At 51.5% G+C, this 23,522-nt stretch carries 22 protein-coding genes and 1 pseudogene; 12 read left to right on the top strand and 11 right to left on the bottom strand.

The features are described 5' to 3' along the window. Window positions 1–67 precede the first annotated feature (67 nt). From RIC29_14195 to RIC29_14215, 5 genes are all read right to left on the bottom strand, one after another. Window positions 68–1,234 carry a hypothetical protein gene (locus tag RIC29_14195; GenBank protein MEQ8736073.1) on the bottom strand — a complete coding sequence of 389 codons (1,167 nt, stop codon included), beginning with the start codon at window positions 1,232–1,234 and terminating at the stop codon, window positions 68–70. A 53-nt stretch (window positions 1,235–1,287) separates the two neighbouring features. Next, the gene (locus RIC29_14200) at window positions 1,288–2,658 is read right to left on the bottom strand and encodes a DUF1552 domain-containing protein (GenBank protein ID MEQ8736074.1); all 1,371 of its coding nucleotides are present in this window, start codon (window positions 2,656–2,658) and stop codon (window positions 1,288–1,290) included. Beyond that, window positions 2,655–4,226, bottom strand: a complete 1,572-nt coding sequence (locus tag RIC29_14205) for a DUF1592 domain-containing protein (protein MEQ8736075.1) — start codon at window positions 4,224–4,226, stop codon at window positions 2,655–2,657. The genes RIC29_14200 and RIC29_14205 overlap by 4 nt, the downstream gene beginning before the upstream one ends. A 158-nt stretch (window positions 4,227–4,384) precedes the next feature. Then, the gene (locus tag RIC29_14210; GenBank protein ID MEQ8736076.1) at window positions 4,385–5,545 is read right to left on the bottom strand and encodes a hypothetical protein; all 1,161 of its coding nucleotides are present in this window, start codon (window positions 5,543–5,545) and stop codon (window positions 4,385–4,387) included. Window positions 5,546–5,705: 160 nt separating this feature from the next. Beyond that, window positions 5,706–6,173, bottom strand: coding sequence for a CHRD domain-containing protein (locus RIC29_14215; protein MEQ8736077.1), 468 nt, complete (start codon window positions 6,171–6,173; stop codon window positions 5,706–5,708). A 352-nt stretch (window positions 6,174–6,525) separates the two neighbouring features. Between RIC29_14215 and RIC29_14220 the strand changes: the two genes are divergently transcribed. From RIC29_14220 to RIC29_14235, 4 genes are all read left to right on the top strand, one after another. Next, the gene (locus tag RIC29_14220; protein MEQ8736078.1) at window positions 6,526–7,689 is read left to right on the top strand and encodes a hypothetical protein; all 1,164 of its coding nucleotides are present in this window, start codon (window positions 6,526–6,528) and stop codon (window positions 7,687–7,689) included. A 69-nt stretch (window positions 7,690–7,758) separates the two neighbouring features. Further along, a complete protein-coding gene (locus tag RIC29_14225) occupies window positions 7,759–9,369 on the top strand; it encodes a DUF1592 domain-containing protein (protein MEQ8736079.1) in 1,611 nt (536 codons plus the stop codon). Further along, on the top strand, window positions 9,366–10,700 hold the full coding sequence (locus RIC29_14230) for a DUF1552 domain-containing protein (GenBank protein MEQ8736080.1): 1,335 nt from the start codon (window positions 9,366–9,368) through the stop codon (window positions 10,698–10,700). The genes RIC29_14225 and RIC29_14230 overlap by 4 nt, the downstream gene beginning before the upstream one ends. 7 nt (window positions 10,701–10,707) lie before the next feature. Beyond that, window positions 10,708–11,805, top strand: a complete 1,098-nt coding sequence (locus tag RIC29_14235; GenBank protein ID MEQ8736081.1) for a hypothetical protein — start codon at window positions 10,708–10,710, stop codon at window positions 11,803–11,805. Between the two features lie 36 nt (window positions 11,806–11,841). Here the strand turns inward: RIC29_14235 and RIC29_14240 are convergent, their stop codons facing one another. Further along, entirely contained in the window at window positions 11,842–12,669 is an 828-nt protein-coding gene (locus RIC29_14240) for a cupin domain-containing protein (protein MEQ8736082.1), read from the bottom strand. 210 nt (window positions 12,670–12,879) lie between these two features. Between RIC29_14240 and RIC29_14245 the strand changes: the two genes are divergently transcribed. The 6 genes from RIC29_14245 to RIC29_14270 all read left to right on the top strand — a co-directional run bounded on the left by RIC29_14245 (window position 12,880) and on the right by RIC29_14270 (window position 15,959). Next, a complete protein-coding gene (locus RIC29_14245) occupies window positions 12,880–13,335 on the top strand; it encodes a helix-turn-helix domain-containing protein (protein ID MEQ8736083.1) in 456 nt (151 codons plus the stop codon). Continuing rightward, window positions 13,316–13,657 (top strand): hypothetical protein, encoded by a 342-nt coding sequence (locus RIC29_14250; GenBank protein ID MEQ8736084.1) that lies wholly within the window; start codon window positions 13,316–13,318, stop codon window positions 13,655–13,657. Before RIC29_14245 ends, RIC29_14250 begins: the two co-directional genes overlap by 20 nt. A gap of 163 nt (window positions 13,658–13,820) precedes the next feature. Further along, window positions 13,821–14,351 (top strand): FAD-binding protein, encoded by a 531-nt coding sequence (locus RIC29_14255; protein ID MEQ8736085.1) that lies wholly within the window; start codon window positions 13,821–13,823, stop codon window positions 14,349–14,351. Window positions 14,352–14,372: 21 nt separating this feature from the next. Continuing rightward, the gene (locus RIC29_14260) at window positions 14,373–14,720 is read left to right on the top strand and encodes a hypothetical protein (protein ID MEQ8736086.1); all 348 of its coding nucleotides are present in this window, start codon (window positions 14,373–14,375) and stop codon (window positions 14,718–14,720) included. Further along, window positions 14,683–15,102 carry an FAD-binding protein gene (locus RIC29_14265; GenBank protein ID MEQ8736087.1) on the top strand — a complete coding sequence of 140 codons (420 nt, stop codon included), beginning with the start codon at window positions 14,683–14,685 and terminating at the stop codon, window positions 15,100–15,102. Before RIC29_14260 ends, RIC29_14265 begins: the two co-directional genes overlap by 38 nt. Before the next feature lie 245 nt (window positions 15,103–15,347). Continuing rightward, window positions 15,348–15,959: a flavin reductase family protein gene (locus tag RIC29_14270; GenBank protein MEQ8736088.1), complete on the top strand. Its 612-nt coding sequence runs from the start codon at window positions 15,348–15,350 to the stop codon at window positions 15,957–15,959. A gap of 300 nt (window positions 15,960–16,259) precedes the next feature. Here RIC29_14270 and RIC29_14275 read toward each other — a convergent pair whose 3' ends face one another. After that, window positions 16,260–17,282 (bottom strand): IS110 family transposase, encoded by a 1,023-nt coding sequence (locus RIC29_14275; protein ID MEQ8736089.1) that lies wholly within the window; start codon window positions 17,280–17,282, stop codon window positions 16,260–16,262. Between the two features lie 133 nt (window positions 17,283–17,415). Between RIC29_14275 and RIC29_14280 the strand changes: the two are divergent. Beyond that, window positions 17,416–18,066, top strand: a pseudogene (locus tag RIC29_14280) (IS6 family transposase). Between the two features lie 229 nt (window positions 18,067–18,295). Further along, a complete protein-coding gene (ppsA, locus tag RIC29_14285; protein MEQ8736090.1) occupies window positions 18,296–20,695 on the top strand; it encodes a phosphoenolpyruvate synthase in 2,400 nt (799 codons plus the stop codon). 6 nt (window positions 20,696–20,701) lie between these two features. Here the strand turns inward: ppsA and RIC29_14290 are convergent, their stop codons facing one another. Genes RIC29_14290 through RIC29_14305 form a run of 4 tightly spaced genes read right to left on the bottom strand, consistent with a single transcriptional unit; the run spans window position 20,702 to window position 23,522 of the window. Beyond that, window positions 20,702–20,950, bottom strand: coding sequence for a hypothetical protein (locus RIC29_14290; protein ID MEQ8736091.1), 249 nt, complete (start codon window positions 20,948–20,950; stop codon window positions 20,702–20,704). Between the two features lie 10 nt (window positions 20,951–20,960). Further along, complete coding sequence (locus RIC29_14295; GenBank protein MEQ8736092.1) at window positions 20,961–21,470, bottom strand: hydrogenase maturation protease; 510 nt, start codon at window positions 21,468–21,470, stop codon at window positions 20,961–20,963. After that, window positions 21,467–22,756, bottom strand: a complete 1,290-nt coding sequence (locus RIC29_14300) for a nickel-dependent hydrogenase large subunit (protein MEQ8736093.1) — start codon at window positions 22,754–22,756, stop codon at window positions 21,467–21,469. The genes RIC29_14295 and RIC29_14300 overlap by 4 nt, the downstream gene beginning before the upstream one ends. Next, entirely contained in the window at window positions 22,746–23,522 is a 777-nt protein-coding gene (locus RIC29_14305) for an oxidoreductase (protein MEQ8736094.1), read from the bottom strand. The genes RIC29_14300 and RIC29_14305 overlap by 11 nt, the downstream gene beginning before the upstream one ends.

Below are 23,522 nucleotides of genomic sequence, written 5' to 3' on the forward strand. Positions count from 1 at the left end.
GTAATTTATAAGGTAATATCACGGACTGTCACATTTAGATGAACGTCTTCAAGACTTCAGCAGGTGGTCACGGCTGCCGCAGTGTGCCCTGCAATGCGTCTCCAGAATGCATAATTACGTTTACTGCACGATTGCCACCGTGACGATAACCCAGGAATGAACCTTGAGTCTTATCACGCGTGTTGGTGAAGAGGTGCCGACCTTTGTAGGCCCACTGCCTACGACCATCAGACAACTCCAGGATAGCCCAATTACCGCCAGGGGCGACATCATTAGCGTTTGCATACTTTGGCACCCATTCTTCGTCGAGGCATTCCGCACCACATTCTGGGATCGTGTTACGTAATCGTGCGAAGAGGCGGCTAGGGTCCCATGTATAGATAGTATTGTAGTTTTCGTCGGCGAGCATTTCGCCAGCGTCAGTATCTTGGACTCTAACCCAATCTGGGTAGGGTGGCCGTGGCTCAAGAACCATAACTTCCATAACATTGCCTTGGTCGTCAAAGGTAATGTTATGCCCTGCAAATTCTCCGTTTAAGACGTCATTAGAGTACCGGAACAATGGCCGGCCTTGGTATGCCCATTGCTTCAAGCCGTCGTCACGTGTGATCACTGACCAGTCACCAATTGAACGGGCTATACTGGGGGCAACCACGGGGTCCCATTCTTCAAAACAGGCATTTTTTATACACAATGACTCAGCATTTAAATCGCCTTTAGGGGTGTACAAGGTTTTCTGGTGCTGATCCGCAGCAACATACCCGATAAGCGTGCTATTGATGCGAATGCCTGGGGGCTTGGGAATTTCTATGAAGGAAATATCCCAGAGCAGGCCAATTCCTTCACCGTATGTATCGCCAGGGCCTTGGTCCACACTATAACGGTAAAGCGGTTTATCTTTATATGCCCACTGCTTGCTGCCATCTTCCCGGGTGATCACGGACCATCCGTCGCCCGTTCTCGATGTGTCAGCAGCTAAGTAAGGAGGCCAAGCTGTCGCGCAGTCTTCGACACAACTTGATTTGCCGGTCTGTATATCTCTCTTAGAGGTGTATAGAGTCATCTGCTCGGTGTTTGTGATGATCCAGCCGTGGCCTTTTTTTACTAGTATGAATGAGTCTGGAGCTTTTGGTGCAGGAACTTCTGCCATGGCAATCGCTGGTGCCAGTGCAAGATAGAAGATCGGCGCAGCGGCCCGAACCATAAAAGCGCACAGCCGCGCAGGAATCTTCATTAATCGAGCCTTTCCACATCTTCTCTCAACGGCAATCTTTACTTCCGATGAGTCTAAACTAAAATTTCTGAAATCGTCTTGGAGGTTTGTAGAGACTTCGTCCCCCAGGTCTCAACCGGTACACCCATGATTTGCATGGCCGTTAGCCCAACCCGTGTGATCGGGTCGCCACCACCCGCCAGATACATACCCTGCTTCATACGACCGCCAGCACCGCCAATAAGATATACTGGTACACCGTCGATGGTGTGCAATCGAGCATAGTTTGTCTCAGAAGATGCGAAGATCAGACAATTATCGAGCAAAGTACCATCGCCTTCCGGAATACTTTCGATGATGTCGATAAATGTCGCCATACCTTCCATAGACTTCTCGTTGAACCAATAGGTCAAAGGCTGATAGCCACGGTCGGCATCAATGGCCTCCTCGTGGGTCAATAGATGGTGCGTGTAGGTTTCGCCGACCCGCCGCACGTTGGCAAAGTTGTCGGTGAACACCATGTTAAACACGTTAGTCTGGTTGCAGGCCACAGCCATAGCTAGAATTTTAGTCATGACTTTGTGGGTCTCGATGACGGAATCCATTTCGCGGACTCTAACAACTTCTTGAGGACCCAGTTCACCTGGCCGTTCGGGCACAACACAAGCTTTGTTCGGTTCCGGCTTCTTCAATTGCAGGGCCAATTGATTTTCAATCTCACGAATTGAGGTAAAGTATTGGTCCATTCTTTGTTTGTCAGCGGCACCCAAGGTTTTCATGTAATCCTTGGTTTCTTCAGTGAAAGATGACAGCACACTTTTACGTAACCGAACGTCTGGGTCGGGTTTGAAGTCCGCCTTGTTTGGGTCGGCAAACTCTGGTCCGTAAATGCGATCGAATAAGGCAACTGGATCAACCTCTGCGGCTGCCCGGTTGTAGGTGTTGCGAGCGCTGTAGTTCTCGCGCGCGATACCTACGCTGCTGACGTCGAGCGTGCGGAATCTCGTACCCTTACCGATTTCATCGGCGATCAAAAGATCCAAAGTTGGCGCAGGGATGTCGCCACCGGCCTCGGGTGCTGAGCCGGTGCGATTGGCAACCCACCCAGAGAAGTGTGTGTAATTAGATCGGCCATCCAGAGGCATGTTGAAGTTACCAAAGTAGTTCAACTTATCCTTATGTGGGATCAGCGCTTTGGTTTCTTCGAGGAATTCTATACCAGGGCCGGATGCCGTCTTGGCTTTTACGGCCCGATCAGGTGTGTGGCCCATACCCCAATACCAAGTGCCGAAGCGCGTCGGCATCGGCGCACCACTGGCCAGGGCTGAGCCATTGGTGTTTAGAAAGCAATCGAGAAATGGCAGCGTCAGGGAAACGACACCGCCTCCCATCATAGTGCGCAGAACTTGCCGACGAGATTGTTTGCTGGGAAGTAGTATGCTCATGAACCACGCTCCTGTTTGATCGAAACGTCAAGGGAAGCTGACCGCTCACCCTCCGCCTTGTTCTTGGGCTGAGAAATCACATAAAAGGCGTCGCTGGTGGCGATGTCGCTAAGAAGATTTTGCAGGCTGTATCCAGATTCGGCGAAACCGGTTTCTAAATAGCGGACGAACTCCCTTTCATCGCGAGCCGGTGCACGGCCAACGGCATAGGAATACAACTGATTGGTTAAACAAGCTGGCACCGAAGGGCTGTCATGCATAGCCTGAGCTAAAGACTTGGCATCGGTGAACTCATCCCCATCTAGATCGCCAGAGACGTCAATGATCGCACCTTGTTCGGCTACTCGGAATTGACCAATCCCATCAAATTGTTCAAAGCCTAGGCCAATCGGGTCAGTTAACTTGTGGCAACCTGCACAGGATGGCACTGTTGAATGCGCCGTAAGCCGATCTCGCGCTGTGCGACTAGGGGCGTTGGGATCATTGAATAAGGAGAAGTCTACGTCGCCAGGTGGGTCTGGCACTTTCTGGCACAGCAGCAATTCGCGCACAGCTTTGCCGCGAAGCGTTGCTGAGCTGCGCCCCGGATGGGAGTATAAGGCAAGGAAGCCGATCTGACTCAGAATGCCTGCGCGGACGTCATCTTCCGCAAATTCATAGGGTTCCCAGCCGCCGTCTGGCCGAGTTACAGGCAATTGATAAACACGTCCAAGATGAGCATCCAAGAAGGTATGCCGCGTCGTAAAGATTTCCGGGTATGGCGCATCGCGATTAACCGTGTGATCGACGATAGTATGCAGAAGTTGTTCTTTAGCGCTTTCCGCTGTTTTGATGGTGTAAGCCGGGTAAATGATGGTGTCTTTTTCGAGGGTCTCAAATTTCTCTAAGTCTAGAAAATCTTCGAAGAAAGCGCTTACGCCTCGGGTCAGGAAGTGGGATTCCATCATACGCTCGACCTGACGCTCCAAGCCTTTTTCCGTATGCAAGTCACCTGATTCTGCTGCCTTCAGTAGCATTTCGTCCGGCGCCGAATTCCATAAAAGAAAGCTTAAGCGGGCCGCCTTTGCGTAACTGGTTAGGCGCAAACCGCTCGGCGAAGATGAATCAGGTTCGGTCTCATCGATAATGTATAAAAAACTGGGCGTAATGAGCAGCCCGGTTAGGCCAAATTCGATACCCGTGTAGAAATCCCCGAACTGATCCGCAACCTGGTTGGCGGATGAGACGGCGGTTTCCATTTCAGATTCGGTCAAAGGTCGGCGGTAAAGATATCTACCGGCCTCAGCAAAGAACTGACGGCTACAAACTTCATCTGCACCTGAGGCATCAACTGGTGTGCAGGGCACAAGTGTAAGGCGGTTATCGTCGTTCACCACCTGACTCGCTACGGACCGCGCGACGTTGTAAAATTTTTCAAAGCCAGACGGCGTGATCAAGGCGTTGCTGGCACCAACAGCAAACAGACCATCGGTGCGAACCAGTGGATCAAATCGGCTGGCGATCTCAATGTGCTCACCGAATACGTCGTGGATTACGTTTTGGTATTGCTCTACGGTCAAGCGTCGCATGTCAGCCGGTGCGCCATTGGTTAGTGGCTCACTCTCTCCGCACGCGGACAGAGCTAACGCAGCAACTACAACAGACCCGGTTTGGCAGAAATAACGTTTTATTTTAGATATCAACATGTATCCCCTGAAATCTTAGCAACGCCTGTTATGCAACAGACTCACTTTTCGGCAGTTTCCATTTCGTTTGACTGTTCCGGGTGCACCACAAATGCTGCATAGGCATCGACCTCAAAAGCCGATGAAATGTGGGTGCACTCTCCTGTCTGTGGGTCGGGGTAGCCGTCGGCTAGTTTTTTGGCCGCCTCAAAGAACGCCGGACAACTGAAATTACCGGTAGAAATCACCGGGCCAAGCCCGCCAGTGTGATACAGGTACTGCTCAAGGTCATAGTATCCTGCAACTGATCCTTTGGCAGTGGTGCCGTCTTCCGCAATCTCTAGCTTAATCTGCATATCGCGGATCACCGGATGCAAATAGTTGTAGTTGCCGTAATAAGGCAAACGGACGTCCCCAGAGCCAGCCTCTAGGACACCGTCAACAATGGAGCCTTTTATACTGTCTCCGTATCGTGGTCCGTCGTTCTTGTAATCGACACGATAGCTAGAGAATGGCAGTACTTGGCCGGAACTATCTAAGGGAAATTGATCTATTGACCGATAAAAAGTCACCGTAACGTCGTCGTCATTGCGGGCGTCATCGACATCTGTGATTTCGATGAGAATCATCGCCAGGCCGCTGGTGCGACGCATCTCGTTAGCGTTGATTTCTATGACGCCCTGGTCGCGGAAACCGTAGACGCAGCCGATCAGTCGGTAGAGCTGATTATCGATACCGGGAGCGCCGGATGGGCTGGTAAAGTTTTCATGACGGCAAGATTTGGGCGTCGCGCTACCGTCCGTATTACCATCCAGGTTAACGCCAAACGAGGTTGGGCCTTCTACAGTCAGCAGTGGCGGGTCATCTGTAATGACTTCTGGATTGATACAGACGTCTTCGCCGTTGGGACCGCGGCGCACAGCGTTGAACCAGCGGTCCAGAGTAGTGATTAACCCATCTTGGGTGAGCTCGCTGCGCTCAGTCTTGGACAGGTTGCGCCACCAAATTTCGTCGTTGCTAATGTTTAAACCAGCGGGACACTCGTCCATAAACTTGGTTTCATAGACTGCGGGCATCCAGTCCTTGATCACAAAGCCAAGTGTTCGGTTGTGCAGCGTATCTGCAGCACCCGCATCCGGCGCTGCTAGACAAATCAGAACAAAGGCCGATAAGGCTATCTCTGGAAGAAACTGCGTTTTTGTCTGGTTCTGCCGTGACATCATATTATTACTTCCGCCAAATTGACGGCCAAGCCCTTTTAAATTTCTAGGTTTTATTAAAGACTATTCGTACTCTTTTATTGGCGTAACAACCACTTTGTTATCTTCCCGTGCGCGCCGTGCGAACATCGATGCGTCACTGAAAATATAAGACCTTAATGACTTACTCAGGACGTACTCGCATAATTTGGCCTCTAAGCTCTCCAGCTGGGTATTTCGCAGAGTGGATATTCACATACAGGCGTCCAGTGAGCAGGTACTCAAGTTCGCCGTCATTCAGCATAACGGAGCCTATCAACGGGCTTGTCATGCCGTCCGGCGCCAAATCTACGAGAACGCCCGCATTACCACCGGGGGTTTGTGGCCCGTGAATATGAGCGGCGACCGCACTTGAAGTCAGAGTGGTATAGGTAATAGTCCAGTCAAGCCGCTGAGTCGGTCGATCTAGGATGAATTCGGCTACTCCCAAACCTGGACTTTCCGTCGGTGCACTCTGTTCATCAGCTGACAGGGTTGTGCGGAATTTTATCGGAGGTCCTTCTGTGCCGGCATAATCAGGAGCCGCATTGGAAATATTAGGCAACAGAGCACCAAACAGGGCGATTGAAGCGATAAGGCGCTTAAAAACCATGGAAAAACTCTCCGGACGATATCGCGAGTTATTAACTGTCACGGACATAGACGACACGTATTCTCAATGTCCAGCGAGGTCAGGTGTGTTGACTGAATATAGGCTGCAAACTGAGCTATTTTAGCTTGACATGTTCGCCTGATGACTAAAGGCTCGGTGGTGACTGCGTTCCTCAAGGATGATCGCCTTGAAATGAAGGCATCGAGAGTGCGACTGGTGGCCATACTTGCGAAACGGGTTTTGAATTCGCCAATCATTTAAGCATGATGTGCTTCTAATAATCGGAATCTGTGCGAGAGTGAGCCGCGCAATCCGCTTGCGAGCAGAAATTTGGGACGTCATGAAAAAAGATATGAAATTAAAAACGTTATCAGCAATCGGAGCGCTAGCGCTTGGCGCAAGCTCTTCCACGCCCACTGTTGCAGATGTGGACACGGAACGCACCATTGGTTTGGTCGTAGTGTCGTTTTACACGTCGGTCTACGAGACAAAATACATGGAGGAATGCCCTCGAGGTTTGGCCATCGGCAATGATGAAATCTGGTGGAAGAGCCTAGAGCCAGGGATACGCGATGAACTCACCGACGGAGGCGAGATCGAACCCGTCACGGGCACTCGCCGCGCCATGTCCGCAAAGCGTGGCCCCAACGGTGAAGACGTTTGCGCTTTCCCAACCATCGTTGAAGACCCACCACACAAGGTTGTCGAGGGCGATATTTCTTACGGCATGAATCTGGATGGTTTACTAGAAGGTGGTGCAACCCCAAAAACATGCAGCCACAAGAACTTCACAACACCGGACGGAAAGCCCGGGATCGACAATCAAATGTACCGTCTACTGGGCTGCACCTTTGGCTGGCGCGATAGCGGATATGTTGAAACCAACGCAAATGGCGAACTCATAGATACATCTCAGGGGATCATCCTCATTGAAGTTAGCGACGTAGACGACAGACGCAATGATGACGATGTTACCGTGCGGATGTACCGTGCCAATGACATTTTTCCGAAGGACGCCCAGGGTAATGTTTTAGCATACGCCAGTTATCGAGTTCATGACATACCGGGCTACGGTAATGCTGCCAAAGGCCGCATTGTTGATGGTGTGTTGTCTACGGATCCAATTGAGGCATTCCTGCCGTACTATGGCAATCTTGCTCATTCCGAGATTCATCTGCGCGACATGCGTATGGAATTGGATCTTGAAGCGATTGAAGACCGGGCTAAGGGTATTATTGCTGGTTATCGCGACGTCGAGAATTTTTGGAGCTACTTTCGCAAGGGCGGCTATCTGGCTGTAACTGGACAGTTCAGTTGCCCGGCAATGTATGTGGCAGCCCATGAGCTTGCGGATGGATACCCAGATCCCGAAACCGGGGAGTGCACAGCGCTATCGTCATCTTATACTATAGAGGCAATCCCAGCTTTTATTGTTCGCCCTGAGGAAGATGATTCTAAGACGTCAGAGATAACAACAGAACCCCACGCCACACAACTTGCTGCGCGTGACGAGTAGAATTTTAGAGCAATGATGACTTATTTAAACCGATCAATTAGTGCGGTCCTTTTATCCGCGCTAGCTCTTATGCTTAGCGCATGCGGCGAGAGTGAACCGTTAACCGAGGGCAGTGAGCCACAACTTCGGCGCCTGACCGAACAACAGTATCGCAATACTATTCGCGACATATTTGGCGGCAACATTATCGTTGCTGGTAGGTTCGATCCATTGGAACGGATTGATGGCCTGCTGGCATTGGGTGCCAGTAGCGCGACGGTCACGCCGGCAGCTTTAGAGCGCTACGAGGCTTTAGCCCGTTCCATCTCCTTACAAGTGGTCGATGAGAAAAATCGTGCGGTTCTGTTGCCCTGTGCGCCAGTCTCCAAAAACACCCGCGATGATGCATGTGCGGAAAAGTTTGTGTCTTCGGTCGGTCGTTTCCTCTTTCGACGGCCGCTCTCGGATACTGAGCAGAGCCTTTACACTAGCCTCTCAGGCTCTGGAGCTGAGGCGCTCGGCGATTTTTATCAAGGCCTAGCTTATGGCCTTAGCGGTATGATGGTGTCGCCAAAGTTTTTGTACGTCAACGAGATTGCTGAACCAGATCAAGACGGTCTTTACCAGCTTGACGCCTATTCTAAAGCGTCGCGACTGAGTTTTCTGTTGTGGAATACGACGCCTGATGTGGCTCTGCTTGATGCCGCCGCCGCAGGTGATTTGGACACGAAAGATGGCCTGGAAAAGCAATTCAACCGGATGATGGCTTCTCCGCGTGTTGAGCAAGGGGTGGCAGCATTCTTCGAGGATATGCTGGAATTTGAGCGCTTTGACATCCTGGAAAAGGATCCGATTATCTATTCCGCTTTCATTCTTGATGTGGCGGAGGATGCCAAAGAACAAACATTGCGGACTTTGACACATTTGCTGCTTGAGGAAGAAACGGATTACAGGGATATATTCACCTCCCGCAAAACCTTCATCAGCGGTGCTCTTGGTCCAATTTATCGTGTCCCAGTCGATAACCCAGATGGCTGGTTGCCATATGAGTTTCCTGAAGGTAGCGCATGGGCTGGCATACACACCCATTTGAGTTTTCAGGCTTTATTTTCCCATCCTGGAAAAAGTTCGCCAACATTGCGGGGGCAGGCCGTGCGCGAGCACCTGCTGTGTCAAAAGATTCCGGAGCCGCCAGGCGATGTCGACTTCTCTGACTTCAACGACGATGCCAATGCAGTCAACCGCACGGCCCGCCAACGCCTCTCTGCTCACAACGAGGAAGCCAGTTGTGCCGGATGCCATAAGTTGATGGATCCAATCGGTCTGGCTATGGAAACATTTGATGGTGCGGGGCAACTGCGAACGATGGAGAACGGTGTTGTTATCGACACAACAGGTGAGTTAGACGGAATTTCGTACACCGACGCGGTTGGCCTTGGTGAGGCGTTGCGCCAGAATCCATCTGCCCCGGCTTGTGTCACCAACCGGCTATACGCTTATGGTACTGGCCGTTCGCCTGTGCCTGCGGAACGGCAATGGATGGCTTATCTTGAAGAAAAATTTGCCCAAACGGGCTACAAGATTCCTGACCTGTTGCAAGAGATGGTGTTAAGCGATGCTTTCTACCGCGTTGCCCCGCCTTTCTTGGGTACGACAACCGCAGACGCACGCGCTGCCTCTGCCAAGGAGACTAACTTATGACCGTAAGTCGTCGCTCTTTCCTTCGGGGTACCGTTGGTGGCTCAGCCGTTGCCCTAGGACTGCCTTTCCTAGATTGTTTCCTTAATGAGAACGGCACAGCGTTAGCTTCGGGCGCGCCGATCCCGGTGCGTTTTGGTTCTTGGTTCTGGGGGTTGGGACATACACCAGGCCGCGGTATCGCTATGGATGGTAAATCTGAGATCACATTTCTCGAGGAAACCCAGCCGTTGACACCGTACGTCAACGACCTGAATTATTTCAATGCGTTCAATACGCCGCTTGATGGTCGTCCTAGTGCGGTACACTTTACCGGATGGGTCGCAGCGAAGACAGGAACTGTGCCTCGCTCATTTGGTGATACGCCGCAGCCGACATTAGACGTGATTATTGCCGATCAAATTGGCGGCGATTCCCGCTTCCGGTCGCTTGATCTTTCAAGTACGGGGAGCGCGCGGGACAGTTATACCTTTAGGAACTCTACCAGTCGGAATGCTGCTGACGTATCACCGCTGGCGTTTTATCAGCGCGTATTCGGAGCAGGATTTGTAGACCCCAATCAAGCTGATTTCACACCCGCGCCGAGCGTTATGGTGCGCAGCAGCGTGCTGTCCGCCGTGCACGAGGAAAGCAAAGACTTCCTGCGCACTCTAGGCGCAGCGGACAGGGCTCGCATGGATGAATATTTCACGTCTATTCGTCAACTCGAGCATCAACTTGCTCTTCAGATGGAAAAACCTGATGTCTCCGAAGCCTGCGGCATTCCGACGCCGCCGCCAGAAGATGAGGTTCTGGGTATCGAGATTGAGGTGGCGCAGAACAATCACAAATTATTGACAGATATTCTGGTCATGGCACTGGCTTGTAATCAGACTCGCGTATTTAACATGCTGTATTCGCAGGCGCTGTCGCTGTTGCGCCGCAGGGGTGAGTCTTTCACTCATCATACGCTGACCCATGAAGAGCCAATCGATGCTAGTCTAGGGTATCAACGTGAAGTTGCTGAGCTTCATGTTACAAGCATGATGGCACTCGCGACCTTCATCCAAGCCTTTAAGGATATTCGTGAAGGCGACGGTACTCTGCTCGATAACACCTTAATCTTCGCAAATTCAGACACCGGCAATTCCCGAGTTCATTCTGTTGACAACATTCCGGTGATGATGATCGGTAGAGCTGGCGGTCGACTCAAGACCGGTATGCATATCACTGGAAATGGCGACCCGATAACGCGAATCGGTCTGACGGCCATGCAAGTCATGGGCATACCGGTAGAGCGCTGGGGAACCGGTTCTCTGGAAACCACCAAGACCATTTCTGAAATTTTAGTCTAGTTAATTTATGACCCACTCTAAGCTTCTTAGTTTAATTGGTGCACTTGCGTCCGTGCCCCTGCTGGCATTAGCAGCAGACGATCCGCTTCCTTCAGAAATTGGTGCGAGAGATTTAGGAGGTGGACGACTCTTCGTAACCGCTGATGGGCTCACGCTCTATACTTATAAACGGGATAGTGAGCAGCTAGGCACGTCCACCTGTGTCGACGAATGTGCAAGCACTTGGCCACCTGTAATTGCAAGCGAAGACGCAAAACCTCAAGGTGATTGGGAGCTGATTGCTCGGCCAGACGGTTCCCTGCAATGGGCGTATCGCGGTGAGCCTGTATACCGGTATGTCAAAGATACGGTTCCAGGCACGATGGTCGGTGAGAAAGCGTCCGGGTCATGGGACGTTCTATATGAAGCGATTGAAACGCCACCCAATGTAATGATCAAACCAACAGTCCTCGGGCAAACACTCTCCATTTTAAATGGTCATACCATTTACACTGGGCCAGAATCAGAGTGTGAGGGAGTTTGCCTCACACAATGGAAGCCAGTGGAAGCGCCGTGGCTAGCTGGGCCGGTTAGCGATGATTGGACAATATCCCAGAGCGCAGATGGTCTGCCCCAATGGACTTATAAGCAGAAACCGCTATTCACTTATGCTGGTGACTTTAATGCCGATGACCGCAACGGCTTAGATGCAGATGGTGGGTGGACGGTCATGGTTCTTCAAGACGCGCCCGGCATTCCGGAATGGGTTACGTTTCAGGAAACCGACATAGGCCCAGTGATGGCTACGTCTGATCACATGACCCTTTACTACTTATTAGGTGATTGGGAGACGATCCGTTTAACTACGTGCGACGAAGCGTGCGTTGCTGAGAACTGGGATCCCATCATTGCGCCCGAGAAAAACAGCTCAATAGGCAATTGGGCAACAGCGCCAACGGAAGATGGTCGCTGGCAATGGACATATCTCGGGCAGCCAGTATCAACCTTCAAGGGTGATCGCATGCCAGGAGATACCTACGGCGATAAATTCGGTACTGGCTCGGACATCAGGGGCGGTTGGGTTGCGATCCTGCAGGAGACGCTGATTCAGAATCTCGCGCGTTAGATCGCAACCGCTTATTTTTATATTTTGACTGACCAATTACTGCTGTGGTGGAATATCAGTGGCTTCGTCCGGATTGATGCCTGACATATCAAGCGGTAAGCCACTGGTTGTGACGAACCCCGAGTTCTCTTGCACGATCCAATTATGAGTTGCGTCTGCAACCTCACGAATGAAATCCCCTTTATTTACAATAAACTCAAGGCCATTCTGAAAAAACGTCATCGGACCGCCAGTGACATAGATCATGGAATCGGTCTTTGCGCTGTTTGGGTTGGTGCTTCCGCCAGCTGCCAATTTTACGGCGCGCACAGAGTTGCCAGGAAACGTGTAGCGCTTGAGAGTGATCGCACCACCACCGCCTTCTTGAACGTCAGCACCTTTGACATGGGTGGGTGTGTTCTCTCCCGTCAGACTTGGCACGTTCCATGTAACGATAGTCGCATCCGAAGCGCCGCCAGAATTACGAAGCGCCCCAGATGGGAAGCTGACGACGTCGCCGGCCACCAGTGAAGCAGTTTGATCACCGACGCCAACCTCTGCCTTACCTTCAAGCACATAAAGAAGGGTTTCATCGGTAATGGGATGTAAGACGCCGCCGCTGTCCTTGTTGAAAGTCATGACGCGCACACGGCCTGTTGGCCAAACCACCTGCTTCGCTGCATATGTAACAGCGTTGTTCGGCGCGTTCGCGGTATCCGCACGGGCGGCAAATTTAACTTTGTCACCGTCATTCCATGCGGCCATGGCAATAGACGGCAATGTTGAGTCTGCCATCACATAGACGTCATTACCCACTGGGGTCTCAGCAAACACGGGAAAAGACAAAAGACTAACACTAAGCACTGTGGCAAGAACGGTTCGCATAAATTGAGCCTCAATATTCTGATGGTACTACTGATAGACGATTACTATTCTCTCGCTATTTCAAGATAAAAGAGGCCGTAGCGTTGCTAGGTGAATATACTCTATTTAATCAATCTGCGATTCAAGCGCGGATGGCTAAGTGATTTAGGCATCTTGATGAAATATCTTAATTCTGATGCGCCATGCACATGCTCTTAAGGAATTAGTGTAATGGTAAAAATCCTCAATCTAGAGGGAATTAACCGAGTATTTGCGATACTGGAAGCCATATGCAGAGGCAATGGTCTAACAGTATCGGAAGTAGCACGAGCCACTAATATTTCACGTGGCGCTGCAAATCGATACATTTATTCGCTGGAACAGCTTGGTTATATCCTGCGGGAACATATGGCCAAGGAGTACTTCGTTTCTTCCAAGCTCAAAGACCTCGCAGCCTATGTTAAAGAAGATGAATGGATTGACACTATTGCCTACCCAATTATGAGAAGGGTCGGCGAAAAAGTAATGTGGCCGCTTAGTCTTGTTACTCTTAGAGGTCATTCGGTTGTTGACTTGCATAAACACGGATGTCGAATCCCCATTAATGACGACCCCGGTCTCACGAATGTCACATTACCGGATTATTGGTCGGGCGGGCGCTCATGTATTGTTAGCTGGACTCGATGATGAAGATATCGACAATCTTTTAAACACTGTGACAAATCAGGACCCAAGTATTTTCTTGCGTACCAGCTTAAACCCCGCAGCGCTCAAACAACTCATTGCAGAAATCAGAAGAGATGGTTATGGGGTGTTTAAGATGCCAGGGCGTAACTGGGCAGGCTTATCTAAAAGTGTTATCGTTAATGATAAGATTAGCTTGGCGCTTTCGATACGCTTTCATCTGTCTGCAGTTGCCACCGATAAGGCTGTTAAAGAGTTTCTATCAATCCTTAATTCTGGCGCTTCGGAACTCTCAGAAAATCTGTCTGGGCAATCATTTTTGTGATTTCAAGAATAGCCTCTCTCAAACCCTAACGTCGTTAAGCTGAAAATTCGAGGTTCACCCTGCCTTTACGGCCATGAGATTGTTGCGGTGGTGCCAAGCTGGCGGGCCTTCTTCCGTCACCACTAACTGAGCGTCTCTTAGAGCCTTTGGAAAATCAAGCTGGCTGCATTCAACGCACCACACTTCTTCATTCCAGCGATCGAAGGGTATTGTTGATACGCCCCAAGAGCACTACGACGACGTGATGCGCATGAGCAAAGGAACAGCAAACCCAGGCATTTTGCGGCTTGCCGTCGACAATGCATCCCCGACGATCGATTGGCTCTTTGAGGCAGGATTCGAAGCGCGACCGGAGCACCATATCCTCGGCGGTGGTCATGACCCATATTCCAAAAAGCGATATTTTTGGGGGCCTGAAGGCGGCATGTCGATACTAAAAGTCTTGGAGACAGAACTGCAACTCGAAATTGATCGGGGAAATGTTAAAGTCCTGGTGGAAACTGAAGGCAAGGAACTCATTCAAGAGCGAGTTGGTGGACCTGTAAAAGGTGTTGTCTCTGTTGGTCCAGATGGCATTGAAGTGCCTCATATTGGACGCAGCGTGATCCTAGCATGCGGTCCGTACGGGTCAAATTCTAAAATGTTTGAGCAAATTGAAGGCGTGAAAGATTATGCTGATACCGTTTATCCATAAAGCCAAGGCGCTGGAATCGATATGGCGCTTGCTGCTGGAAGTTACCTGCGTGGTCAAGAATCTCATCAACCTTTGTTTAACGCCATGTTGGCTGACGATGAAATTCCTAGTCCTCTACTCGTGCGTGTCGCGACCGACCCGCTTCAACGCAAACCATGGGAAGTTATTGTAAACTCACACGGAAAAAGATTCTTGCGCGAGGATACCTCCAGCTACGACGAGAAAGAAAAGGCACTCAGTCGCCAACCGGACGAGAGATGCTGGATAATATTTGATGATGAAATTCTGAAGACAGCCCCGCCCATCACAAGACGCTGGACCAAAGAAGAATTTGTCGAAACATTCGATACACATCCCTTGTTTTTTTAAGAGCGACACTATAGCTGGCTTAGCTGAAAAGACTGGCGTCGATAACGCGGGAATCGCTGAGACGATTGCGACCTATAATGCTGGGCAAGCATCTGGCCGTGATCCCTTTGCGCGCCAGCACGTGCCCTTGCCGATTTCAAAGCCCCCCTTCTATGCTATTCGCATGCAGGGGTATTATTTATTGAACACTGCGGGTGCTGCCGTTGACAACAAGCTAAGGATCTTAGGACAAAACGATTTACCGATTGATAATCTTTATGCTGCTGGGGAAATGCTGGGAATGGCCGCGTTCCAAGGAAGCTCTTACTGCGGCGAGATGTCGGTCACACCAGTATTTACATTCGGTCGGCTTCTAGGTGAACGACTTCTACCGCTTACTTAGGCCGCACTTTCTGAAAACCCCATCTGCTTGAAATAAGCGGTGATCAAATGTAGATCATCACGGCTAGGCGAAACATCATATGCGATGCCTTGGAATATTTAAATTGATTTTTCATTCGAAGACGCTAAGACACGCCCACGTGTGACTCAAGCCGTTTTCCTCTGACAATGACTCAACTCTGCTACGTAGTGACTTACATCACTCACGTTGCCTGAAAAATCAAAGAAATAGGAGTTTGAAAATAAATGGACGTCGAACTGCAAGGTCTCTCCGAGAGTGATGCCTATGCACTATTTAGCCAAATTATTATTCCTCGCCCGATTGCCTGGGTATTAAGCGATAACGGCAAGGAATATGGCGCCGAACGTTGGAACCTTGGACCCTTTTCTTATTTTAATGGCATCACCAGTGACCCACCGATGGTCATGTTTTCAATTGGTGATGGCATGGCTGGAAAGATCAAAGATACGCATCGTAATTTGAAAAATAATCCTGAGTGCGTCATCAGTTTAGCGTCTGTAAACCAAGCTAAGGAAATGCAAAATTCATCTGAAGATTTGCCTGCAGGCGAGAGTGAAGTCAAAAAATTTGATATCGCTTTGAGTGACTGGGACTGGTCAGTCCCACGTGTAGCAGCAGCGCCAGTGTCCATGGGTTGCATTGCTCGCCAGTTCACACGTGTTGGGAACACCGAACAAATTTTGGTGTTTGCCGAAATCAGCCGTCTCTGGGTACGCGATGATGTGGGCGCATTCGACGTGAAAGGTCAGTTGCGAATTGATGTGGAAGCGTTCAACCCGCTAGCACGTGTTGGCAAGGGGGCCTATGCCCGACTTTCAGAGATTTTTAGAGTCTAGAGTCCAGCTTATAAGGGTCTGTCGGTATTGTCATGTGTGGATGGCTCCGTTTCTGCAAGGGTTTTTTTGAGTGTGCGGTGATCGATGCGGGATGCGGTCATGTGTCCGGCCTGTTGACGCGGCGCTTATGACCGCTGGCCCTGATGAAGTCCGCTTGCCGGGTCCCAATCAGACTATCGAGCTTTTAAGCCCTGACAATGCCTCGGGGTGTCCCGGCTGCGGTCCAGCCTGATCATCATCACTCATCTTTGCCCTCACAGCTTTGTGCAGCGACCTGACGCCGCTGTCATTCAATAACGTTTACGCGACCATCGGCGTTCGATAGGTCTCGCCGCGTGCGAGTACGGCCCAGGTGATGCGCGCGGTCTTGTTGGCCATGGCCACAGTCGTGACGCGTGCCGGTTTGCGCTCCAGGAGTGATCGAACCCAGGCCCCCGTAGCCGTGTCATTCGTCCGGACCCGGCGGATCACCGAGGTGGCTCCGACCACCAGCAGTTTTCTCAGATAGCCGTCGCCCATCTTGGAGATGCGCCCCAGCTTGTCTTTCCCACCCGACGAGTTCTGACGCGGCACCAGCCCTAGGAAGGCGGCAAACTGCCGATCGGATTTGAAGACACTGGGATCTGGCACACTGGCTGATAGCGCCGTAGCGGTGGTAATCCCTACGCCTGGAATCGTCTCCAGCCGCTGGCTGGCTGTGTCTTCGCGGTGCCAGACCATAAGTCGGTGCTCTAACATACGTATCTCGTTGGCCAGGCTTTCGAGCTGGGCTGCCAGCGCCAACAGGGCCGCGCAGGCAGTCACGGGGACGCCTGGATCTTCATCGCTTCTAATCCGTGCGATCATATCCATAACCTTGCGTGGACCCTGCGCTGCGATGATCCCAAACTCGGCCAGGTGGCCCCGGATCGCATTCAGTATCATAGTGCGCTGGCGTATCAAGAGATCGCGCGTTCGGTGCAAAACGAGAACACCCTGCCGTTCTGCACATTTGACCGGCACAAAGCGCATATTGGGCCGGGTGACGGCTTCACAGATAGCTTCTGCATCCGCGGCATCATTCTTCTGCCGCTTTACGTAAGGCTTTACATAGGCTGGCGGGATCAGACGCACTTCGTGGCCCAGCGCGCCAATCTCCCGAGCCCAATAATGTGACGTTGCACAGGCTTCCAGCCCAATCAGGCAAGGCTCTAACTTACCAAGAAAATCAAGCACAGCACCGCGCCGCAATTTCTTCTGCAAAATCACCGCGCCAACGGCGTCAACGCCATGAAGCTGAAAAACAGACTTGGCCAGATCGATCCCCAGTGTTGTAATCGGCATGTGGTTGGCTCCTTCCTTTGTTGGGTTGTGACAACACCAGCATGGCACATCGAGATGCCGTCAGGGTGGAGCCATCCACAACATCAGAGGAAACTGCCTTGAATCTGCCGGGTCGGCCTTATAGCGTCCTCGGATGAAAAACCCATTCAAATACTTCAAGACTTCGCATATGATGTTTCGCCTAGCCGTGATGATGTATGTCCGGTTTCCGCTCTCGCTAAGGCAGGTTGAAGACCTTCTTCATGAGCGAGGGATAGGCGTAAGTTACGAGACGGTTCGATTCTGGTGGAACCGGTTCGGACCTCTATTTGCAGCCGAGATCAAGAAAAAGCGAACTACAGACAGACAAGCAACTACTCAATGGTGCTGGCACCTAGACGAAGTTTACGTGAAGATCAGTGGCGACGCTTGTTATCTTTGGAGAGCAGTAGATCATGAAGGCGAGGTGTTGGAGTCCTTCGTTACTAAAAAGCGAGATCGCAAGGCCGCGCTGACGTTCTTGCGCAAGACCATCAAACATTACGGAAATCCGAAAGTAATAGTTACTGATAAGCTACGGTCATATCGCGCCGCAATGAAGGAGTTAGGTATTGAAAACCGGCAAGAAACTGGAAGGTGGTTCAATAACAGGGCAGAAAATTCGCATCAGCCATTTCGGCGACGAGAGCGTGGGATGGCACAATTCAGGAGCTCCAAATCGCTCCAGAAATTTGTCTCTATTCACGCTTCAATTCACAACCACTTCAACACAGATCGACATTTAAACAACGCCAATACCTTCAAAATTACTCGTGTCGCCTTGCTAGCTGAGTGGCGTGAACTTACAGGTTTAGGATGGCGACAACATGACATTCTCACGGATCAGGATTTTACTCTGACAAAGCTATTTAAGGATATAAGTGGGATTTAGTCGCGCGGTGAAATTGACGAGGCTCAATGTTTGACTTGCCCATTCCAGATAAGAACACCTCTTAGAAATATGTTTAGATGGGTTAGTTGTTAAGAAGGGTCCTATGACGCGAGAATTAAGCAGTCGTCTGCCTCTAGTTTGTCAATTCTCTGAGGTCGGACTCGACGATATCGCTCTCGTTGGCGGAAAGAACGCGTCCCTTGGAGAACTAACGCGCGAACTTTCTAAATCTAATTTGAAAGTGCCGTCTGGCTTTGTGATCACATCTGCGGCTTATGAAAACTTTGTCGAAGAAGCCGGGATTGGTCCCGAAATACAAAATCTCTTAGCCGGTGTAACCGATAAGGACCTGAAAAAACTTGCCAATCGAGGCGCGGCTCTACGTAAGTTGATCTCTGAAACAGCCCTGCCGACCGATCTTATTGAGGAGATTCATAAAGCCTATTCCACCTTGCTAAAGCAACTTGGAGGCCGTCCCGCCCTGGCAGTGCGTAGCAGTGCGACGGCGGAGGATTTGCCGGGAGCGTCTTTTGCGGGCCAACACGAAAGTTTTCTTAATGTCACCAGCGAGAAAAAACTCCTAGAGGCTTGCCGTCAATGTTTCACCTCAATGTTTACAGACCGGGCAATTGCCTATCGTCTTAAACATGGCTTCGAGCATACCAAAGTGAAAATGTCTGTTGGTGTGCAAAAAATGGTCCGTGCAGACAAGGGGGCGTCTGGGGTCATGTTCTCGGTCGATCCTGAGACCGCCTTTCCTGATGTTGTTGTTATCAATGCCGAATGGGGGCTAGGTGAGGGGCTGGTCCAAGGCACGGTCGACCCTGATGAATATTGGGTCTTTCGTCCCTTATTGGACAACAAGAATTGCCAACCCATTCTGAATAAGAAACTGGGAGCAAAGCAAAAGTCCGTAGTCTATGGTCGTGGCGGTGCAACAAAACTGGTGAGTAAGCGGCGGTCAGAGCGCGATGTGTTTGTGCTATCTGAAGACGATATAATCACCCTTGCACGAGGTGCCGACCATATTGCCAAACATTATGGTCAGCCTATGGATATTGAATGGGCGCAAGACGGACTCTCCGGCGAATTCTTTATCGTACAGGCTCGTCCTGAAACCGGACACGCCTTGCGCAGAGATGCAGGACTCAAAAGTTACACAGTCAGAAACCTTGGAAAGCCGCTGGTATCTGGTCTGAATGTGGGCGAGGGCGTGGTCTCTGCCCCGGTATGCTGCTTGGATAGCGCGGCAGACATAGACTCGTTTGTTCCTGGATCTGTATTGGTGACCCCGATCACGGACCCTGACTGGGTTCCTATTATGCAGCAAGCCGTCGCGATCGTTACCGATCACGGTAGCCGTACGTCACACGCCGCGATTGTTTGCCGTGAACTGGGTTTGCCGGGAATCGTTGGGACGCTGGCCGCAACCCGTGTTTTGAAAACAGGCCAAGTGGTCACGGTATCTTCCCTTGACGGGAAGGTATATTCCGGTGCGGCGGATGTTGAAGTTGAAGCAGTGAAACTCGATTCGATCCCGCCCACACAGACGCAGATTATGCTGAATCTCGCCAACCCGGCTGCGGCAGCACGCTGGTGGCAGTTGCCGTGTGATGGCGTTGGCCTGGCGCGCATGGAGTTCATTATTAATACGGCCATCAAGGCCCACCCTATGGCGTTGGCCCATCCTGAGCAGATATCTGATCCGCGTGTCCTACGTGAAATTGCTGCATTAACGCGAGGGTGGAACGATACGGGTCAGTTTTTCGTTGATGTCCTTGCCTACGGTATTGCTAGGATCGCTGCCGTATTTCATCCCAAGCCTGTTATCGTACGACTGAGCGACTTTAAAACAAACGAATATGCTTCGCTCATTGGTGGCGCGTCATTTGAACCGGAAGAAGACAACCCCATGATCGGGTGGCGGGGTGCAAGTCGCTACTATAGCCCGAACTATGCGGATGGATTCGCGTTGGAGTGCAAGGCCCTCAAGAAGGTGCGCGATGAGATCGGGCTGGAAAACGTCATCATAATGGTACCGTTCTGCCGTACTCTGGGCGAAGCGGATCGTGTACTCGATGTGTTAGCCAAATCGGGCCTTCAGCGCGGTAAAGATGGTTTAAAAATCTATGTTATGTGTGAAGTGCCTTCGAACGTCATTCTCGCGCATGAGTTTGCTGAGCGCTTCGATGGCTTATCGATTGGCAGCAACGATCTTACCCAACTGACTCTGGGTGTTGATCGTGACTCGGAACGGTTGGCGGAGCTATTTCAAGAAGAGGACCCTGCTGTAACCCGGCTCATAGAATCCGTTATTAAAGATGCGCACGCAGCTGGAGTGAAGGTTGGGCTTTGCGGTCAGGCCCCTAGCAATAAACCATCGTTTGCTGAGTTCCTTGTCCGATCAAGTATCGATTCCATCTCCGTTACTCCGGATAGCTTCGCGCGGGTCAAACACCATGTCGCCTCGGCTGAAGCGGTGCTGCAAAAGACAGCTCCCTAGTTACTGCTATGCTTCTGCGATTTCGACACTCTGCAAGAGGACATGGAGTGCGTCGGGATGGGTGGGGTCATCAGACGCCTCAATATGCATCTCCGCGTCTGCACCGCAGGTTCCCGCCGTCATCTGATCGTAGTGGTCTCTAAAATGATCGGCTGACATTTGGCTAAGTGCTCCGAGCCAGATGTTGACCTGGATGATCCGCGCCTCACCGTTCTGTTTCGAGACCGCTTCTATTTGGCGCAGAAGACCCCGCATAAGTGCAATTTCATGCATCTGTTCGCGCGTGTATCTTGTGGTGCAGGAATTTCACGTCTTCACGGACGCTCATCGCCGTTGACCAGGCTGCTTGAGCAACCATAGGAGACAGCGCCTCATCATGCTCAAAGCTTTCACCATATATGGAAAAAATTATGAAGTCCTTTGGTAGCGTCCCGAGTGCATAGCCCATGCGTATCGCCTCAGCGACGCCAAGGCCGTGGCTTGATGGGTCGGCGCGGGCAAGCGGCCCGGTATCGGTCCCGAGGTTAAGTCTGACGATCGTCCCGGGCGCCTCTGATCCCCGGGTGGCATCTATCAGGATGACAGCCTGTGCGTGTTCCCAGCAGGCCAGGAGATCGGTTGCTTCACCGCTCACCACTTCCATCGCGACGTCTTCTGGCAAGGCGCCTTGGAGGTGACGGACGACCATTGGGCCGACTCCATCATCACCCCGAAATCGATTGCCGGCGCCGATCACGACCAGGCGCGCGACTTTTTGTGGACTGGATGCGGTCATTGTCTCTCGACTTCCAATGTTAGAAAGTGCGCGGCACACGAAATGCAGGGATCATAATTACGAATGGTTTGCTCGCAGCGCCATTGTAAGTCCGAGTCTGAGAGATGCTGCGATTGCGTTGCGACGTTCTTGAGGTCCTCTTCGATGATGGCTTGGTTTTGTGCAGTTGGTGGAACAATCTTGACGTCTTCAATCATACCGTCTTTCCCAATCCGGTAGCGTTGATAGAGCAAACCGCGGGGGGCTTCGATAATGCCGAATCCTGTCGCGTTTTGCGCTTCGACTTTTTCAAACGGCTGGTCGGGTGGTTCATAGGCGCGAACGATAGCGAGCGCTTCTTCGCACGCATGCAACACCTCTATGCTCCGCACGACAATGCTCATAAAGGGATTCTCGCACCCGGCAAGCAGATCACTTTGCTTCGCGGCTTTTGCGGCGTGCGGGTTTAGTTGGTCACGGCTGAGAGCGAAGCGGGCCATGGGGCCAACGAAATATGCCTGTCCGGTCGAAGCCTTTGAGTAAAGTGCGGTTGAGTTCGACCGCTGCTCTTCAATGAAATGCTCTTCGTAAGATTCTGGAGTAATATTCAAGCCGGTGGACGATTGCAACAGTCCCGGTTCAAGCGGGTAGCCGCTGGTGGTTAGTAGGGCGACATACTCGTACGTACGGGAATAATCTGGAAACGGCAAACTCGCCGTCCAGCGGACCGTTTCTTCCGCCGCTTCACAGGCCCAAATCAAGCGCTCCGTCAGACTATGAAGCTCCTTACGGGTCGGAACTCTATAGAATCCGCCGACCCGGACATTGACCGGGTGAATTTCACGACCACCGATCAATGACATGATCGCGTTGCCGACTTTCTTTAGCTCGAGTCCGCGGCGGACGATGTCCCCATGGTCACGCGCCATTTCCATAGCGTCCGGATAGTTGAGGAAGTCGGGCGCGTGAAGCATGTAGATGTGGAGAATGTGGCTTGATATCCATTCGCCGCACATAAGCAGCCTGCGCAGATCCTTGATCGGCTGCGGTACGTCTATAGCGGCAGCATTTTCAACCGCGGCGACGGCGCTAAGCTGATAGGCGACTGGGCAAATGCCACAGATGCGCGCTGTAATGTCGGGGGTCTCTGCTGCATCCCTGCCGCGCAGAAGCGCTTCATAAAAACGCGGAGCCTCAAAAATACTTAACTTGGCCTCTTCCACTTTGCCGTTGCGTATGATTAGTTTTAACGCCCCTTCGCCCTCGACGCGGGCGAGATAATCAACCTTAATGATTCTAGTCGTCATGGCGGGCCGCTTCTCTAGCAAAGGTCTCTGCACCAGTATTGAACGTGCTCAGGGCCTGGCGAATATCGCGACGACTTGCCCCGAGCGCCGTCCATTGCTCGGTTAAGCTGGGTAGGTTGGGTGTCTCCACGGGGCCGAAACAGCCGTAACATCCTCTATTGCAAGCCGGGCATAGAGCGCCACATCCTGCTTGGGTGACTGGGCCTAGACATGGAGTACCACGAGTTACCATGACACAGACTAAACTGCGTCGTTTACACTCCATGCATACGCTGTAATGAGGAATATTCGGCTTTCGCTTAAACAAGAACGCGGTAATGACCTCAAGAAGTTGTCGCTTGTCGATTGGACAACCCCTGAGTTCGAAATCGACCGTTACGTGTGCCGAGATCGGTGTGGAAGTAGCAAGGCTGTCGATATAGTCGGGTTTCGCATACACAATCGACATAAACTCTTCCGCATCGCGACCGTTGCGTAACGCCTGAATACCCCCGGCTGTGGCACAGGCGCCGATGGTCACGAGATGGCGGGACTGTTCGCGGATATGACGGATGCGCTCAAGGTCGGCGGGCACCGAAATCGAGCCCTCAACCAGCGACAAATCGTAGGGGCCAGCAATCTCATTGCGTGTGGCTTCGCGGAAAGACGCAAATTCAACTGCGCCCGAAAGGGCTAGCAGATCATCCTCACAGTCCAGAAGACTGAGTTGACAACCGTCACATGAGGCGAACTTCCACACGGCCAGTTTAGGTTTCGTATCAGCCAT

This window comes from Rhodospirillaceae bacterium (assembly GCA_040219235.1).
In the GTDB taxonomy this organism is placed as follows: domain Bacteria; phylum Pseudomonadota; class Alphaproteobacteria; order Rhodospirillales; family Rhodospirillaceae; genus WLXB01.

Coding starts and splice junctions, on each gene's coding strand:
- RIC29_14200 (MEQ8736074.1), bottom strand. CDS start 2,658: ATGAGCATACTACTTCCCAGCAAACAATCTCGTCGGCAAGTTCTGCGC.
- RIC29_14205 (MEQ8736075.1), bottom strand. CDS start 4,226: ATGCGACGCTTGACCGTAGAGCAATACCAAAACGTAATCCACGACGTA.
- ppsA (MEQ8736090.1), top strand. CDS start 18,296: ATGACGCGAGAATTAAGCAGTCGTCTGCCTCTAGTTTGTCAATTCTCT.
- RIC29_14275 (MEQ8736089.1), bottom strand. CDS start 17,282: ATGCCGATTACAACACTGGGGATCGATCTGGCCAAGTCTGTTTTTCAG.
- RIC29_14270 (MEQ8736088.1), top strand. CDS start 15,348: ATGGACGTCGAACTGCAAGGTCTCTCCGAGAGTGATGCCTATGCACTA.
- RIC29_14240 (MEQ8736082.1), bottom strand. CDS start 12,669: ATGCGAACCGTTCTTGCCACAGTGCTTAGTGTTAGTCTTTTGTCTTTT.
- RIC29_14195 (MEQ8736073.1), bottom strand. CDS start 1,234: ATGAAGATTCCTGCGCGGCTGTGCGCTTTTATGGTTCGGGCCGCTGCG.
- RIC29_14290 (MEQ8736091.1), bottom strand. CDS start 20,950: ATGCGGGGTCTTCTGCGCCAAATAGAAGCGGTCTCGAAACAGAACGGT.
- RIC29_14230 (MEQ8736080.1), top strand. CDS start 9,366: ATGACCGTAAGTCGTCGCTCTTTCCTTCGGGGTACCGTTGGTGGCTCA.
- RIC29_14215 (MEQ8736077.1), bottom strand. CDS start 6,173: ATGGTTTTTAAGCGCCTTATCGCTTCAATCGCCCTGTTTGGTGCTCTG.
- RIC29_14295 (MEQ8736092.1), bottom strand. CDS start 21,470: ATGACCGCATCCAGTCCACAAAAAGTCGCGCGCCTGGTCGTGATCGGC.
- RIC29_14300 (MEQ8736093.1), bottom strand. CDS start 22,756: ATGACGACTAGAATCATTAAGGTTGATTATCTCGCCCGCGTCGAGGGC.
- RIC29_14245 (MEQ8736083.1), top strand. CDS start 12,880: ATGGTAAAAATCCTCAATCTAGAGGGAATTAACCGAGTATTTGCGATA.
- RIC29_14305 (MEQ8736094.1), bottom strand. CDS start 23,522: ATGGCTGATACGAAACCTAAACTGGCCGTGTGGAAGTTCGCCTCATGT.
- RIC29_14225 (MEQ8736079.1), top strand. CDS start 7,759: ATGCTTAGCGCATGCGGCGAGAGTGAACCGTTAACCGAGGGCAGTGAG.
- RIC29_14220 (MEQ8736078.1), top strand. CDS start 6,526: ATGAAATTAAAAACGTTATCAGCAATCGGAGCGCTAGCGCTTGGCGCA.
- RIC29_14235 (MEQ8736081.1), top strand. CDS start 10,708: ATGACCCACTCTAAGCTTCTTAGTTTAATTGGTGCACTTGCGTCCGTG.
- RIC29_14260 (MEQ8736086.1), top strand. CDS start 14,373: ATGGCGCTTGCTGCTGGAAGTTACCTGCGTGGTCAAGAATCTCATCAA.
- RIC29_14210 (MEQ8736076.1), bottom strand. CDS start 5,545: ATGATGTCACGGCAGAACCAGACAAAAACGCAGTTTCTTCCAGAGATA.